This is a genomic window from Pseudomonas sp. 1176_21 (genome assembly GCF_052850635.1).
Genome location: NZ_VXCV01000018.1, coordinates 1 through 13,564 on the forward strand (window position 1 = coordinate 1; position 13,564 = coordinate 13,564).

15 protein-coding genes are annotated in these 13,564 nt (G+C 58.9%); 5 read left to right on the forward strand and 10 right to left on the reverse strand.

All coding sequences use genetic code 11. The features are described from left to right. On the reverse strand, positions 1-256 hold a 256-nt coding region (locus FW760_RS25235; protein WP_446444082.1), incomplete at its 3' end, for a transposase. 367 nt (positions 257-623) lie between these two features. On the opposite strand from FW760_RS25235, the gene FW760_RS25240 reads away from it, so the two are divergent. Further along, positions 624-1,424, forward strand: a complete 801-nt coding sequence (locus tag FW760_RS25240; protein ID WP_043861030.1) for a class I SAM-dependent methyltransferase — start codon at positions 624-626, stop codon at positions 1,422-1,424. 864 nt (positions 1,425-2,288) lie between these two features. On the opposite strand, the gene FW760_RS25245 is transcribed toward FW760_RS25240, so the two are convergent. From FW760_RS25245 to FW760_RS25260, 4 genes are all read right to left on the reverse strand, one after another. Beyond that, positions 2,289-2,588 carry a hypothetical protein gene (locus FW760_RS25245; RefSeq protein ID WP_043861032.1) on the reverse strand — a complete coding sequence of 100 codons (300 nt, stop codon included), beginning with the start codon at positions 2,586-2,588 and terminating at the stop codon, positions 2,289-2,291. A 300-nt stretch (positions 2,589-2,888) separates the two neighbouring features. Further along, complete coding sequence (locus tag FW760_RS25250) at positions 2,889-3,167, reverse strand: hypothetical protein (RefSeq protein WP_254999009.1); 279 nt, start codon at positions 3,165-3,167, stop codon at positions 2,889-2,891. A 207-nt stretch (positions 3,168-3,374) separates the two neighbouring features. After that, a complete protein-coding gene (locus FW760_RS25255) occupies positions 3,375-4,043 on the reverse strand; it encodes a GntR family transcriptional regulator (RefSeq protein ID WP_043861034.1) in 669 nt (222 codons plus the stop codon). Between the two features lie 67 nt (positions 4,044-4,110). Further along, positions 4,111-4,845 carry an SDR family NAD(P)-dependent oxidoreductase gene (locus tag FW760_RS25260; RefSeq protein ID WP_043861035.1) on the reverse strand — a complete coding sequence of 245 codons (735 nt, stop codon included), beginning with the start codon at positions 4,843-4,845 and terminating at the stop codon, positions 4,111-4,113. 185 nt (positions 4,846-5,030) lie between these two features. Between FW760_RS25260 and FW760_RS25265 the strand changes: the two genes are divergently transcribed. The 3 genes from FW760_RS25265 to FW760_RS25275 are packed head-to-tail and all read left to right on the forward strand — an operon-like array spanning position 5,031 to position 8,503. Continuing rightward, on the forward strand, positions 5,031-6,062 hold the full coding sequence (locus FW760_RS25265; protein WP_043861036.1) for an ABC transporter substrate-binding protein: 1,032 nt from the start codon (positions 5,031-5,033) through the stop codon (positions 6,060-6,062). Positions 6,063-6,119: 57 nt separating this feature from the next. Next, positions 6,120-7,187 carry a phosphotransferase gene (locus tag FW760_RS25270; protein WP_104573015.1) on the forward strand — a complete coding sequence of 356 codons (1,068 nt, stop codon included), beginning with the start codon at positions 6,120-6,122 and terminating at the stop codon, positions 7,185-7,187. Further along, entirely contained in the window at positions 7,184-8,503 is a 1,320-nt protein-coding gene (locus tag FW760_RS25275; protein WP_100633750.1) for an aspartate aminotransferase family protein, read from the forward strand. Before FW760_RS25270 ends, FW760_RS25275 begins: the two co-directional genes overlap by 4 nt. A 21-nt stretch (positions 8,504-8,524) precedes the next feature. Here FW760_RS25275 and FW760_RS25280 read toward each other — a convergent pair whose 3' ends face one another. From FW760_RS25280 to FW760_RS25290, 3 genes are all read right to left on the reverse strand, one after another. Next, positions 8,525-9,034: a flavin reductase family protein gene (locus FW760_RS25280; RefSeq protein WP_054916127.1), complete on the reverse strand. Its 510-nt coding sequence runs from the start codon at positions 9,032-9,034 to the stop codon at positions 8,525-8,527. 85 nt (positions 9,035-9,119) lie between these two features. Further along, positions 9,120-10,151: a methionine synthase gene (locus FW760_RS25285; protein ID WP_043861040.1), complete on the reverse strand. Its 1,032-nt coding sequence runs from the start codon at positions 10,149-10,151 to the stop codon at positions 9,120-9,122. Between the two features lie 28 nt (positions 10,152-10,179). Continuing rightward, complete coding sequence (locus FW760_RS25290) at positions 10,180-11,163, reverse strand: DUF1852 domain-containing protein (protein ID WP_043861041.1); 984 nt, start codon at positions 11,161-11,163, stop codon at positions 10,180-10,182. Between the two features lie 335 nt (positions 11,164-11,498). Between FW760_RS25290 and FW760_RS25295 the strand changes: the two genes are divergently transcribed. Continuing rightward, positions 11,499-11,681, forward strand: coding sequence for a hypothetical protein (locus FW760_RS25295; protein WP_054916126.1), 183 nt, complete (start codon positions 11,499-11,501; stop codon positions 11,679-11,681). Positions 11,682-11,771: 90 nt separating this feature from the next. On the opposite strand, the gene FW760_RS25300 is transcribed toward FW760_RS25295, so the two are convergent. Then, on the reverse strand, positions 11,772-12,236 hold the full coding sequence (locus FW760_RS25300; RefSeq protein ID WP_446444083.1) for a hypothetical protein: 465 nt from the start codon (positions 12,234-12,236) through the stop codon (positions 11,772-11,774). 36 nt (positions 12,237-12,272) lie between these two features. Then, entirely contained in the window at positions 12,273-13,460 is a 1,188-nt protein-coding gene (locus FW760_RS25305) for an MFS transporter (RefSeq protein ID WP_058541189.1), read from the reverse strand. Between the last annotated feature and the right edge of the window lie 104 nt (positions 13,461-13,564).

The window sequence follows — 13,564 nt, forward strand, 5'->3', positions numbered from 1 at the left end:
GGATCGATTTTTCCCGTTCCAGCCGATTGATTCGGGCTTCTAATTCCTGGATTTTTCGCTGCTCGGGCGTCAGCGCCTTGCTGGTCGGAGTGACACCGCCTCGCTCTTGCTGGAGCTGGTTGACCCATCGACGCAGGGCCGACTCCACCAAGCCGAGCGAACGGGCTGCTTCGATGTGGCTGTAGCCTTGGTCAAGCACCAGGCTGGCAGCTTCGCGTTTGAACTCGGGCGTAAAGGTACGACGTTGCTTGGTCATCAGACACCTCTCTATGGCTAGCATTCTCGCCTAAATGGGTGTCCGGAATCATTAGGCCACTACATATGGGCTCGTAGCTGCCGACCTGGTTTCTATCTTGAGTCCACCTTGTATCCGAAATGTGATACTTGCATGAATCGGCTTGGGCAGTTATGTTCAAAAGTCTTCATTGAATTAATCTTGCATCGAGATTCTCCCGAAATGAATAATTAATGCGTATTTGCTTTTTGCGGATTTGCCAAAAGTCAAAGCACGTAATTGTTTGAGTTGATATGGCCTGTTACCTTGAATTTATCGATGGTGACGGCTAATAAAGCCTTCTTGCTTTACTGTTTGGCGTTGTTCTCTTCTGTAGGGATAAGTAACGATGACTGCCCGATTCTCCTCAAAAGATGTTTATGATCATAATCAGAATGTCTGGAACCGACTTGCTCGCGAAGGTTGTGATTGGTCGAAGCCAGTTTCTGCCGAAGTTATTCAGGCTGCTCGAAGAGGGGAGTGGAAAATACAACTTATCCCCGCAGAGCTCCCGACAGCGTGGCTTAACGATGTGCAAGGGAAGCGCATTTTGTGCCTAGCTGCTTCCGGAGGGCAGCAAGCCCCCGTGTTGGCGGCTGCGGGGGCTGAAGTGGTTGTGATGGATGCCTCTCGCGATCAGCTGGCATTGGATGATATGGTTGCAAAGCGAGACGATCTTTCTCTACGCACGGTCTTGGGAGATATGCAGGACTTGTCTGAATTTGATGATGAGTCATTTGACCTGATTTTTCATCCAATCTCGAATCTGTATGTGCCCGATATTCGTAAAGTATGGGCTGAATGTTATCGCGTACTCGGTAAGGGAGGAAAGCTGCTCAGCAGCTTTTACAATCCGGTAGTATTCATTTTCGACCGCTCTACTGACCTGGCTAAAAGCGGTTTGATGAAACCGCGCTTCACACTGCCTTACGCAGACATAACCGATCTGAATGCTGACGAAATTGAGGGTAAGATAGCGAGAGGTGAGGCATTCGTATTTGGTCACACGTTAGCGGAGCAAATAAGCGGGCAGCTGGAGGCGGGCTTGCTGCTAACAGGCTTCGAAGAAGCTTTTCAGCCGGTGCCCCGATTTCTGATCGACAACTACATGCCAACATTCATCGCAACGTGTTCCGTCAAGCCGGGGTAGCTTTTGTCTGGCCCCGCTAAAAGTGCGGAGCCAGCAACATCCGGTCTTTGCAATGACATTCGATACGTTCAAATCTCTCTGGCCACGCCCTTGGCCCTGATACCGAGGTCGTGGCACCTGCCTGTCTTCCGCAAGCTCCATGAGCTGCTCAGCGCACAGCGGTGCGTCGAGCATCTGGCGCGAGGCGGAATCATTGAATAGGGGTGATATGCTTTGCCGCTGACCAGACAGGGAGCGTGGCAATGGGGTGGAGAAGCAAGCTGGTAGCGCTCAGGCAGAGGTTCACGCGTCGGCAGCGGTTAGTTGTTGGTGGCGGCGTGTTTGTGGTCGCCCAAGTGGGCTCTTTCTCGTACCCGAGCCAATACTGGCTGTACCTGGTGATCTTCGGGGTTATCGTCCTGAGCAGCGCCTGGTCACCCGAACTGCACCGGAAGCGTTGATGCTCTGACGGGCAGCGTCGTCATTGAAGCACTCGCCAGCTCTTGGTAGGCCCGCTAATTGGTCTGGCTACGAGTGCCAGCCCGCCCGCACCGAACATCGCTGTCGAGGATGCTGGCCTCACTGTAAGCGATGACCCGGCGCACAACCAGTAGTGCTGCCTGGTAGATAGGCACTATTTTTCTCTCTGGAAAAGTTAGCCGCGCAAAAGAATCGGGCTGTTTCGTGCACTATTTTTTCAAGGCGCTCAGGTGCGTGACGAGTGAATGACGATTGGAGGGTGGGCTGATCAGGGCCTAAAAAGAAAAACTTGCGAGCAGGCCATGGCGGCCTGCTGCAGTAACAGTCAGGAGTAGCGAGTGCAATAGTGTTTTTTACTTTACAGCTTTTCTGGAGGGCTACTCTTTTTGCGGTGCTTTCTGGTTTTTAAGATGCACTCCGGCAGCTTTCGCAGCGCCATCCCTTGTAACTTTCGGCTTTTTCAAGCGCTGCAACCAGATCACGACCGGCTATCGTGTTTTGGCAGTTGTTGTGTTTTTCGTTTGGTTTTCTCATCCCCTCGCATTGTTTCTTCAGGAAGGGGCTCACCACCGCCTGCTGCCTTGACGTAAGCGCTCTGAACCCCTTGTCTACGGCGAGCTGGGCGTAGCTTTGTACGCTCGGCTTTTCACCTTGGAATGCGTTCTGCGCGATAAGGGCCGAGAAAATCTCTCGCTCGATAGTCATTCGTTAATCCTTTATTCAACCAACAAGTTTGCTCATGTTTTTTATTATTCTGAGCAATGCGAAAGCATACGTTACCATCGGGTGAGGTTTTATTGAACTGGGTTTCCATCCAGCTATAAAAACGCACGGCTTCACATTTTTTGGTCAATAAAGGTTGGGTTCCTGGTATTTAAAATATTTCAATAGGTCATTGTTACAATTTATTTCTTGTTCAAAAAAAGTTTCGCTCTCACTTTAATGGGTTCGTGCACCGTGTAAGTTTCCTGCCTTTCCCGCTAAGTTTTACGGTGACGACACGCCTTATGAGTTTTTATGAAGTTCCGCGATTTCCTGTGCCGGGCTGCCACTGAGTGCGCAGCTCGTGGGGAACACCCGCCCTGCCGATTTCAGTTGCAGGTCGTGCAGGTCCTTCGTCAGCCCCTGGTTCATCGCCACAAGCTTGGCAATGTTCCTGCGCGCCTTGCCCAGCTCTCGGGTCAGGTATTCGGCCTCATTCGTAATGAGCACCACCTGGTGCTTCCACATCTCCAGCTCAGTGGGCGCTCCGAAGCCGTCAAAGTCTTCAATGTCTTGGGTCATTTCCGCCACCATATGGATACTGTTTGCATATACAGTAATCCAGTCGGGCGAGCACGGCGAGCCGAGGCGACGAATTGCACGGGGAGGGGGATTTTTTCGGTCGGCAGGACGCCGGAACAGGGGTGAGAATCGGTTTCAGAACGCCAGCGGCGCCACTTGCAGCATGCGGCCTGTCGCATGCCGAGTTATCGCCAGCACCACGCCCCTTCAGTCATGCTCCATCTGAACATACTCCAGCATCTTCTGGCTCCCATCCAGAATGTCACTGCAGATCGCCAGGCGAGCCGCCGCACCATCGCGCTGCTTCAACGCCTCCAGCACATCCCAGTGATGATCAATCGCCATGCGCTCGTTGAACCCGCCGTAGGCCCGGGCAATCAGCGGCCCGGTACGCATCCACAACCCATCCAGCAGGCTGACCAGCACCGGCATATCGGCGATTTCCGCCAACCTGAAGTGAAACTCGTGGTTGAAGGTCAGCGCGGACCTCAAGTCATTGTCCTTGATCGCCACCAGGTTGTTCTGAATGCAGGTTTGCAGCCGCGCCACTTGCTCCTCGGTCGCCAGCGATGCAGCTGTTTCGGCCGCCAACCCCTCGAGCGAGAGCCGGATGCTCCTGATCTCCAGGTACTGCTTGGAAGTCAGTACCGGCACACGAATGTCCCGCGGTGTCTTCAGAACCAGCGCCTGCTCCTTTGCCAGTTGAAGAATCGCGTCCCGCACTGGTGTGACACTCGTACCCAGCTGTTCGGCAAGGTCGCGTATGCGCAGCCGGTCGTTAGGCTGGAAGCGCCCTGTAATCAGGGCTTCGCGCAGCAGGCCATAGATACCGCTGCCAAGGTAGGAGTGTTTCAGGTGCTCAATCGGATAATTCATCGCGTACTCGTGTGCGGCGCAGGCCCGGCGGGAGAGGGGAGGCTACCGGCAGCGATTATCGAGTAACTCAAACATGTTGCCCACCGTTTACATGGATTTCTGCGCCATTGACGTACGAAGCGCCCTGCGTGCAGAGAAAATGCACCAACGCCGCGACCTCCTCGGGTTTGCCCATGCGTTTCATCGGGATCGATCGCTCCACGATCAGCTCGGTGCCAGCGGACAGGATGGAGGTGTCGATCTCCCCCGGGGCGATCGCGTTCACCCGAACCCCATAGGGCCCGAAGTCGTGCGCCATCTCGCGAGTCAGCGCCGACAGCGCCGCTTTGGAGCAGGCATAGGCCACCCCTGCGAACGGGTGCACCCGCGAACCGGCAATGGAGGTGACGTTGATCACCGAGCCTTTCGCCGCCTTGAGCTCCTCGAACAACCCCCGTGCCAGCAGGGCCGTCGAGAAGATGTTCACGTTGAACACGTTCAGCCAGGTCGAGTAGTCGGACTCCAGCACCCCCAGTCGCTCCCCATCCGGGCCTTTGGGTGAAACGCCGGCGTTGTTGACCAACGCATCCAGCCGCCCCCCGAGTTTTTCCCGGATTTCCGGAAGCCTGCGCTGTATGTCCTCCACGCTCCCCAGGTCGAGGTGAATGTGGTTGGCGATGCCTTCGGCCCAGGGGCAGCCTTCGCCCAGGTCCTGCCTCGAGGCGGTAAACACGCGCCAACCCGCAGCACTGAAATGTTTCACGGTGGCGTGGCCGATGCCCCGGCTGGCACCGGTGAGAAGCAGCGTACGTTGATCGGTCATGGCGGGTTCCCTGTTCATTGGTGAGGGCAAGTGTAGCGTAAAATATGATGCATCATATTTATTATGTGTTTTAATGCGTCCCGTCCCCACCGGGGAAGCGTCACGTTCGATCGATTGCTGCCACTACAAGAAAACTGCCATCCCTTTAAAGCTGCCCACGACCCGTAGCTGACCTGGAGAGACGCATGAATAAGAAAATCGCAGCTGTACTTTTGCTCGCAACCATCGCAAGCCCGCTGTATGCCGCTGAAAAGCTGACCGTGGTGTCCTTCGGCGGCAACAACCGCCAGGCGCAGGAGAAGGCGTTCTACAAACCCTTCACCGCCCAGACCGGCGTGGCCATCACCGCCGACGACTACAACGGCGAAATGGCCAAGATCAAGGTGATGGCCGACACCGGCAAAACCAGCTGGGATGTGGTGGAGGTCGAATCGCCCGAGCTCATCCGTGGTTGCAGCGAAGGGGTGTTCGAACCGCTGGACTGGAGCCGGATAGGCAACAAGGAAGACTTCATTCCTGCGGCCGTCAGCGACTGTGGTGTCGGCATCTTCATCTGGTCCACCGTGCTGACCTACGACCCCAACAAACTCGCCTCCAGCCCGCAAGGCTGGGCCGACTTCTGGGACCTGAAGAAGTACCCCGGCAAGCGCGGCCTGCGCCGCGGCGCGAAGTTCACGCTGGAGTTCGCGCTGCTCGCCGATGGGGTAGACAACAAGGACCTCTACACGCTGCTGGGTACTGAAGAGGGTGTCAAACGTGCGTTCAAGAAGCTCGATGAAATCAAGTCCAGCATCCAGTGGTGGGACTCCGGCGCGCAGCCGCTGCAATGGCTGATCGCCGGTGACGTGGTCATGACCTCCGCCTACAACGGCCGTGTCACCTCTGCCCAGGAGGAAGGCCAGTCGTTTGCGATGCAATGGAATGGCAGCCTCTACGATCTCGATCACTGGGCCATCGTGAAAGGGGCGCCGAAAAAGGAACTGGCCGAGCGCTTCATCGCGTTCGCCAGCGAGCCCATGCAACAGAAGAACTTCGTCGAGGCCATCCCCTACGGGCCCAGCAACACCGGCGCGATGGACCTGCTGGACAAGCGCGTGGGCGAAAAACTGCCCACCGCCCCGCAAAACCTGAAAAACGCCCGTGCCACCGACGCCGAGTTCTGGATCGACCACGGTGAGGATCTGGAGGAACGCTTCAACGCCTGGGTCAACAAGTGATGCATGGCGCCCCTGAAACCGGGGGCGCCATTCAAAGGCCGTATAAGGATGCGAGTCATGCCCCTTGAAAATCTGGCTGTCGATGACAGCCTGCTCGAAGCTGCTCCGGCACGGGTCACCGATGCGCAGGCGTGTGCAGTGCTGCGCCAGCAATTCGGTTTGAGCGGCACGCTCGAAAAACTGGGCGGCGAGCGCGACCTCAATTTCCGCGTGATGCTCGAAGACGGCTCATCCCGGTTGTTCAAGCTCTCCCACCCGCTTGAAAACCCCGATGTGGTCGACTTCCACAACCAGGCGATGCGAAGAATCGAGCTTCGCGATCCCGGGCTTGCGGTTCAGCGCGTGCACCCCTCGCTTGAGGGCCAGTACGCCACCTTCGTCGAGATCGACGGGCAGCGCATGCTGGCGCGGCTGCTGTCCTTCGAAGATGGCATGCCCCTTCACTGCGTGAGTCACCCCACACCGACGTTTCGCCGGGTCATCGGGCAGTCCATCGCCCGGCTTGACGTGGCGCTGCAAGGGTTTGCCCACCCCGCCGCCGGGCATGCGCTGCTGTGGGACATGCAGCACGCCGCGCACCTTCGACCGCTGCTGGTGCACATCGAACCCGGCCCCGGACGAAGCCTGGTGCAGCGCAGCCTCGAACAGTATGCGTCGGTGGTGGTGCCCAGCATCCCCGGGCTGCGCAAGCAGGTCATTCACAATGACACCAACCCGCACAACATCATCGTGGATGCCCACAACCCCGATGTGCTGCGCAGCATCCTCGATTTCGGTGACATGGTGCATGCGCCCCTGGTCAACGAGGTCGCGGTTGCCGCTTCCTACCACCTTGGGCAGGTAGGCGATGTACTGGAGCCGGCCCTGGATGTGATTGTCGGCTACCACCAGTGCAACCCCCTGAACCAGCAGGAGCTGGCGCTGCTGCCCGAGCTGCTGGCCACGCGCCTGGCGTTGGCCCTGTGCATCAACTCCTGGCGCGCCGAACTGCATCCGGACAATCGCCAGTACATCCTTCGAAACACCCAGCGTGCCTGGGCAAACCTGAAGGCACTGTCGGCGCTGCCTCGCGCTGAAACAGAAGACCGAATTGCTTCGGCCTGCCTGCGAGCAAATCGAGCATGAGCATGATCAACGGCTTCACGTCAGCCGACGCCACCCGGCTTTCGGCATCGCAGCGACGCCTGATCGAGCGCCGCGAGCGGCTACTGGGCCCGGCATACCGCCTGTTCTACGAGCGACCGCTGCACACTGTTCGAGGGGAGGGCGTATGGCTCTTCGACGAGCAGGGCCGTCGCTACCTGGACGCCTACAACAACGTTGCCTCCATCGGTCACTGCCATCCCCGGGTGGTCGAGGCGATGCATCGGCAGTCGCAGGTGCTGAACACGCACACCCGTTACCTGCAGGAGGGCATTCTCGACTATGCCGAGCAGTTGCTCGGTACCTTCACCGATGACCTGGATCGCGTCATGTTCACCTGCTCCGGGAGCGAGGCGAATGATCTGGCGCTGCGTATCGCCAGGCACTGCACCGGAGGCACCGGCGTCATCATCACCCGGTTCGCCTACCACGGCGTCACCGCAGACATCGCCGAGCTTTCACCATCGCTTGGCAGCGCCATGGTGCTCCCGGCGCATGTGCGCACCGTTCGCGCACCTGACGCTTACCGTCTGGGGGCCGAAAACGTGGCGCCGATGTTCGCCGCAGACGTGCGCGCCGCAATCGACGACCTCAAGGCGCACGGCATCCGCCCGGCGGCAATCCTGCTGGATGGCATCTTCTCCAGCGACGGCGTGCTGCCCGGGCCGGCGGGCTGTATCGCCGAGGGTGTGGCGCTGGCCCAGGCCGAAGGCCTGCTGTACATCGCCGATGAGGTACAGCCGGGTTTTGCGCGTACCGGCCTTAACATGTGGGGGTTTACCAGGCACAACGTGCGCCCGGACCTCGTCACCCTCGGCAAGCCCATGGGCAATGGCCAGCCCATTGCCGGCATCGTCGGGCGCTCCCAGGTGGTCGATCACTTCGGCAGGAGCATGCGCTACTTCAATACCTTTGGCGGCAACCCGGTCTCGTGTGCGGCAGGTCAGGCGGTGCTGGACGTCATCCGCGAAGAACACCTGCAGCAGAGGGCCCATCACATTGGCAGCTACCTGCTGGACGGCCTGACACGGCTTGCCCAGCGCCATCAAATGATCGGCGACGTCAGGGGGGCCGGCATGTTCCTTGGGGTTGAGCTGGTCACCGACCGCGCAACCAGGGCACCCGCAGCCAGGCAGGCCCGCCAGGTGGTCAACGCGATGCGCGAGCAGGGCGTGCTGATCAGCGCCGCCGGTCCGCACCAGAACGTGCTCAAAATCCGTCCGCTGCTGGCGTTTACCCAGGCGCATGCGCAGATGCTTGTGGAAGCGGTCGATACCGCGATGCAAGGGGCTTGTTGAGAAGGCCAAGCCCCTGGTTCCTCAGCCTGCGCCGTGGGCGGCGAGGTTGCAGTATTGCCCCTTGAAGTACAGCAAGGGCTGTGTGGCGGCAGTTTGCTGCAGGTTCAGCGCCTTCACTTCGCCAATCACGATCAGGTGATCACCGGCGACGTGTTCGGCGTGGATCTCGCAATCGAGCCAGTGCAGGCTGCCGGCAATGATCGGGTTGCCCAGTGGCGATGCCTGCCATTGCACGCCCTGCCACTTGTCGGTACCTCGTCGGGCGAACTGGTTGGAGATCCCGACCTGTTCACCGGACAGGATGTTGACTGCGAAGCGGCCTGCCTGGCGGATCCTGGGGTAGCTCGCCGAACCGGCCATCACGCTGAACGACACCAGCGGCGGGCTCATCGACACGCTATAGAACGACTGGCAGGTAAAGCCGACCGGCTCCTCCTCGATCTGCGACGTGATCACGGTGATACCGGATGCGTAGTGCCCGAGCGCTTCGCGAAAGCGCAATGGCTCGATGGCAGTACTGGAACGTGACATGGTAGGTCCTGGCTGAAAGGGCGGGTCCAAAGGCGGCGGGGAGGGGGCAAGTCGCTCGATCAGCGCTGCAACCCCTCCTGCACCCTTATCGGTTCAAGAGCTCTCTGCGCACGATGTCCGCGCCGGCGCTCAAGGCGTTCAGCTTGCCGCGCGCCACCTCGCGGGGCAGAGGGGCCATGCCGCAGTTGGTGCACGGGTAGAGCTTGTCGGCGTCCACGAACTGCAGCGCTTTGCGCAGGGTGTTGGCCACTTCCTCGGGGGTTTCGATGGCGTGGTTCGCCACATCGATGGCCCCCACCATCACTTTCTTGCCGCGAATCAGCTCGATCAGGTCCATCGGGACATGGGAGTTGTGGCACTCCAGCGAGATGATATCGATACCGGATTTCTGCAGCTTGGGGAAGGCTTCCTCATATTGGCGCCACTCCGAGCCCAGCGTCTTTTTCCAGTCGGTATTGGCCTTGATGCCGTAGCCGTAGCAAATATGCACGGCCGTTTCACATTTGAGCCCTTCGATCGCCCGTTCCAGGGTGGCCACGCCCCAGTCATTCACCTCGTCGAAGAACACGTTGAAGGCAGGCTCGTCGAACTGGATGATGTCCACGCCCGCCGCCTCCAGCTCTCGGGCTTCCTGATTGAGGATCTTGGCAAATTCCCAAGCCAGCTTTTCCCGGCTTTTGTAGTGGCTGTCATACAGCGTGTCGATCATGGTCATGGGGCCGGGCAGGGCCCATTTGATGGGCTGGCTGGTCTGCTGGCGCAGAAACCTGGCATCTTCGACAAACACCGGTTTCTGCCTGGCAACAGCACCCACAACGGTCGGCACGCTTGCGTCATAGCGGTCACGAATTCTGACGGTTTCGCGCTTTTCGAAATCCACTCCGCTCAGGTGCTCGATAAAGGTGGTAACGAAATGCTGGCGGGTCTGTTCGCCGTCGCTGACGATATCAATGCCTGCGTGTTGCTGTTCCTGCAGGGCCAGGCGCAAGGCGTCCTGCTTGCCTTCGAGCAGCTCCTCGCCGTGCAGCTTCCAGGGCGACCAGAGCGTCTCGGGTTGTGCAAGCCAGGACGGTTTGGGCAGGCTGCCAGCAGTGGAGGTGGGTAGCAGTTTTTTCACGATAGATGACCTTGTATGTTCTGAATGATCAAAGCGCGTATTGGGCGGACCACTGCTCAAGCACGGTCTGGTAGGGCTTGATGAAGTGCTCTTCGACAAACCTGCCCTGTTCGATGGCCAACTGACTGCGCTCTTCTCGATCGTAGACAATGCGGGTCAACGAGTAATCCTGGTGATTCAAGCTCGGCTGATAGGATCGACCTGCTGCTGAATTCGCGTTGTAGATTTCAGGGCGATAGATCTTCTGGAAGGTATCCATCGTGCTGATGGTGCTGATCAGTTCAAGGTTGGTGTAATCCCCAAGCAAGTCCCCCGCAAAGTAGAACGCCAGCGGTGCCACGCTGTTGGCAGGCATGAAGTAGCGAACCTTCAGGCCCATCTTCCGGAAGTACTCATCGGTCAGGGAATATTCGTCCTGCTGGTATTCGGTGCCCAATACCGGGTGCTGGTTTTCGGTGCGCTGATAGGTCTTGCTGCTGGAAACACTCAGGCAGATGACCGGTGGTTTTTTGAAGTGTTCTTTATAAGTGCTCGAGTTCACGAAATGCTTGAACAGCTTGCCGTGCAGCTCGCCGAAATCCTCCGGCGTGCTGAACCCCTGCTGGTTCTTGTTGTGCCCCAGCAACAGTACGCTGAAGTCATAATCGCGCACGTAAGAGGAGAAGTTGTTGCCTACGATGCCCTCGATGCGTTCGCTTGTTTTGCGATCCACAATGGTGGTCTGCAATATTTCAATCAGCGGCAGGGCGGTGTCCCTGTGCTCGGCATCCATGTTCATTTCCACGGAAATGATTTCAAGTTCGACGTTGTAGCGGTCGCCTTTCGGGTTGTCCCAGTGCGCCAGGGCGTTGAAACGATTGTCGATCATCGTCAGGGTATTGCGCAGATTCTCCTGGCGACGCTGCCCCCTCGCCAGGTTCGCGAAGTTGGTGGTCGTGCGGGTGTTTTCAGCGGGGCGATAATGTTCGTCGAAACGAATACGTTTGATCGAGAATGTAAATGCTGTGCTCATTTTAATCGGGTGCCCTGATGGTCCGAGATAAAAGCCGAATCTACATTTGCCCTCTTCGGCAAGTTTGATTCGTTGTAGGTTTTTTTGCTCGGGCGTCTTGAAGTGTTCCTTAATTGGGGCGTATTTTATGTCCGGGCATCGAACGAGTTAAATTGAATTGATTTCATGGGAACGTTAGCCACCCTCATGATGCTCATCTGCAGGGCTTTTGATTATTATTTTCCGCCTTGGCCAATAAGCGGCAGGTTCGCTTTTTCAAGATGCGCGCAGGCCATGGTGACCATTGAGGCCTCAAGGCGCTGGAGGCCATGGCGTCACTTGTTGCGGATATATAAATGAAACCACTGATCACGGCCCTTGCGCTGTTCATCCTCGCCGGCTGTACCTCCAGCGGCGCTCCCACGGCTGAGCAGCAAACCCGGGAATGCATGAACTATCACGCCATGATGACCGCGCCCATGGCGCCCGATGCCATGCAGCGCCTCAAGGCTGCATGCGAACAGTCCAGGCTTCGATAGCGGCCTAGGCTCTGTACGAAAAGCCTTGATACTCGGTGATGCTGCGTTGAAAACAGCCTGACCTTCGTCTCAAGACTTTTCATACAGACCCTAGTCCCAGGCCATCACCACGCCTTCCAGCCGGCGAAATTCATCCAGTGTGCGGTGGAATTCGGCGCGTCCAAAGGTGGCGGTGCACGCGGCCTCGAACCAGCTGACGCGGGGCTGCTCCAGGGTGATCACCTCGTGCAGCAGGCCGAAGCGCCGCCAGTGGATGTGGTCCTCATGGGCGTGTTGCTCCACGACGATGACCGTGCAGCTCAGGTCCAGGTCATCGGAGCACACCAGCAGCGGCACCAGGGTGGTCCACCCAGGGGCAGTGGAGTAGCTGCGGTCCCACACCAGTTCATTATCGTCTTCGCCGTAGAGGCCGGCATGCGCTGCCACCAGATGAAGCTGTGCAGCGGGGTCTCGTGCTGGCAGCCAGACTTCCAGCGGCGCGCCATCGATGGCGAAGGTCGAGTAGAAGCCCTGGCTGTACTTCGATTTGAAGCTGGCGATTGAAAGCTGGTTCACGTTGGTTTCTTTCCTTTGGCAAAACCTGGCAGGCCCTCAGTGCCCGCCCTTCATACGCCGCGCCACCAGGTAGATCCCCAACCCCACCAGCGCAGTCGCCGCGCCAATGTAGCCGGTACTGGTCCAGCCGAACCCCGCGGTAATCGCCATGCCGCCAAACCATGGCCCCAGCGCATTGGCCAGGTTGAACGCCGCATGGTTCGATGCCGCCGCCAGGCTCGGCGCTTCATGTGCAATGTCCATCAGGCGAATCTGCAAGGGGGCGGCCAGTGCGATCATGGTGCCGACCAGCCCGCAGCCCAGCAGCACGCCCCACGGCGAACTGGCCGCGAAGGGGAAAAGGCTCAGCACGAGAATCGACCATACCAGCACCAACCCCACCGCGCGAAACTGCAGGCGGTCGAACAGCTTGCCGCCCGCGATGTTGCCGATGATGCCGCCCACCCCGAACGCCGCCAGCCCGAATGGAATCCACTGTGGCGACACCTTGGTCACCTGCAGCATGGTCGGCGCCAGGTAACTGAACACGCAGAACATGCCGGCAAAACCGATCGAGGCGATGGCCAGCGCCATCCACACCTGCGGCAGGCGAAACGCCTGGAGCTCCTTGCGCGGGTCGCTGCGCACTTCATCGTGACGCTGCGGCACGTAGCGCCACACCAGCCCGATGGTGCACAGCGCAATCGCGCCCACCAGCACGAACGCCGCACGCCAGCCGAAGAACTGCCCCAGGAAGGTCGCCACCGGGTTGCCCAGCAGCATCGCCAGGGTGAGCCCCATCATCACCCGTGCCACCGCGCCCGCGCGCTGGTCGGTGGCCACCATGCTCGAGGCCACCACCGCCGCGATGCCGAAGTAGGCGCCGTGGGGCAGGCCGCTGATAAAGCGAAACGCCACCAGCCCGGCGAAGGAGGGCGCGAAGGCAGTGGCCAGGTTGCCGATCGCATACAGCGCCATCAGCAACAGCAGCATGTGCTTGCGCAGCAGCTTGGCGCCCAGAATCGCCAGGGCCGGCGCACCCACCATCACGCCCAGGGCATAAGCGCTGATGGCATGGCCCACCTGGGGCTCGCTCAGGTGCAGGTTGCTGGCGATGTCGGGCATCAGCCCCATGATCGCGAACTCGCCGGTACCGATGGCAAAACTCCCCAGGGCCATGGCGGCTTCCATCTTGCCGACGGTGGCTCTGGAATAGGCGAGTGGCGGCGCTTGCTGAATGGTCATCTGAATCCTTGAAACAAACTGAAACGTTAAAGCGGGAAGCTTAATCAATCTGCACCCTACGCGTCGAGAATCAGGGCACGCGCATTGGATTCGCCGCACAAGGC

Excerpts from the sequence above, each read along its gene's own strand:
- FW760_RS25305 (WP_058541189.1), bottom strand. The coding sequence starts at position 13,460 with ATGACCATTCAGCAAGCGCCGCCACTCGCCTATTCCAGAGCCACCGTC.
- FW760_RS25280 (WP_054916127.1), bottom strand. The coding sequence starts at position 9,034 with ATGTCACGTTCCAGTACTGCCATCGAGCCATTGCGCTTTCGCGAAGCG.
- FW760_RS25275 (WP_100633750.1), top strand. The coding sequence starts at position 7,184 with ATGAGCATGATCAACGGCTTCACGTCAGCCGACGCCACCCGGCTTTCG.
- FW760_RS25270 (WP_104573015.1), top strand. The coding sequence starts at position 6,120 with ATGCCCCTTGAAAATCTGGCTGTCGATGACAGCCTGCTCGAAGCTGCT.
- FW760_RS25250 (WP_254999009.1), bottom strand. The coding sequence starts at position 3,167 with ATGACCCAAGACATTGAAGACTTTGACGGCTTCGGAGCGCCCACTGAG.
- FW760_RS25245 (WP_043861032.1), bottom strand. The coding sequence starts at position 2,588 with ATGACTATCGAGCGAGAGATTTTCTCGGCCCTTATCGCGCAGAACGCA.
- FW760_RS25265 (WP_043861036.1), top strand. The coding sequence starts at position 5,031 with ATGAATAAGAAAATCGCAGCTGTACTTTTGCTCGCAACCATCGCAAGC.
- FW760_RS25290 (WP_043861041.1), bottom strand. The coding sequence starts at position 11,163 with ATGAGCACAGCATTTACATTCTCGATCAAACGTATTCGTTTCGACGAA.
- FW760_RS25295 (WP_054916126.1), top strand. The coding sequence starts at position 11,499 with ATGAAACCACTGATCACGGCCCTTGCGCTGTTCATCCTCGCCGGCTGT.
- FW760_RS25260 (WP_043861035.1), bottom strand. The coding sequence starts at position 4,845 with ATGACCGATCAACGTACGCTGCTTCTCACCGGTGCCAGCCGGGGCATC.
- FW760_RS25240 (WP_043861030.1), top strand. The coding sequence starts at position 624 with ATGACTGCCCGATTCTCCTCAAAAGATGTTTATGATCATAATCAGAAT.
- FW760_RS25255 (WP_043861034.1), bottom strand. The coding sequence starts at position 4,043 with ATGAATTATCCGATTGAGCACCTGAAACACTCCTACCTTGGCAGCGGT.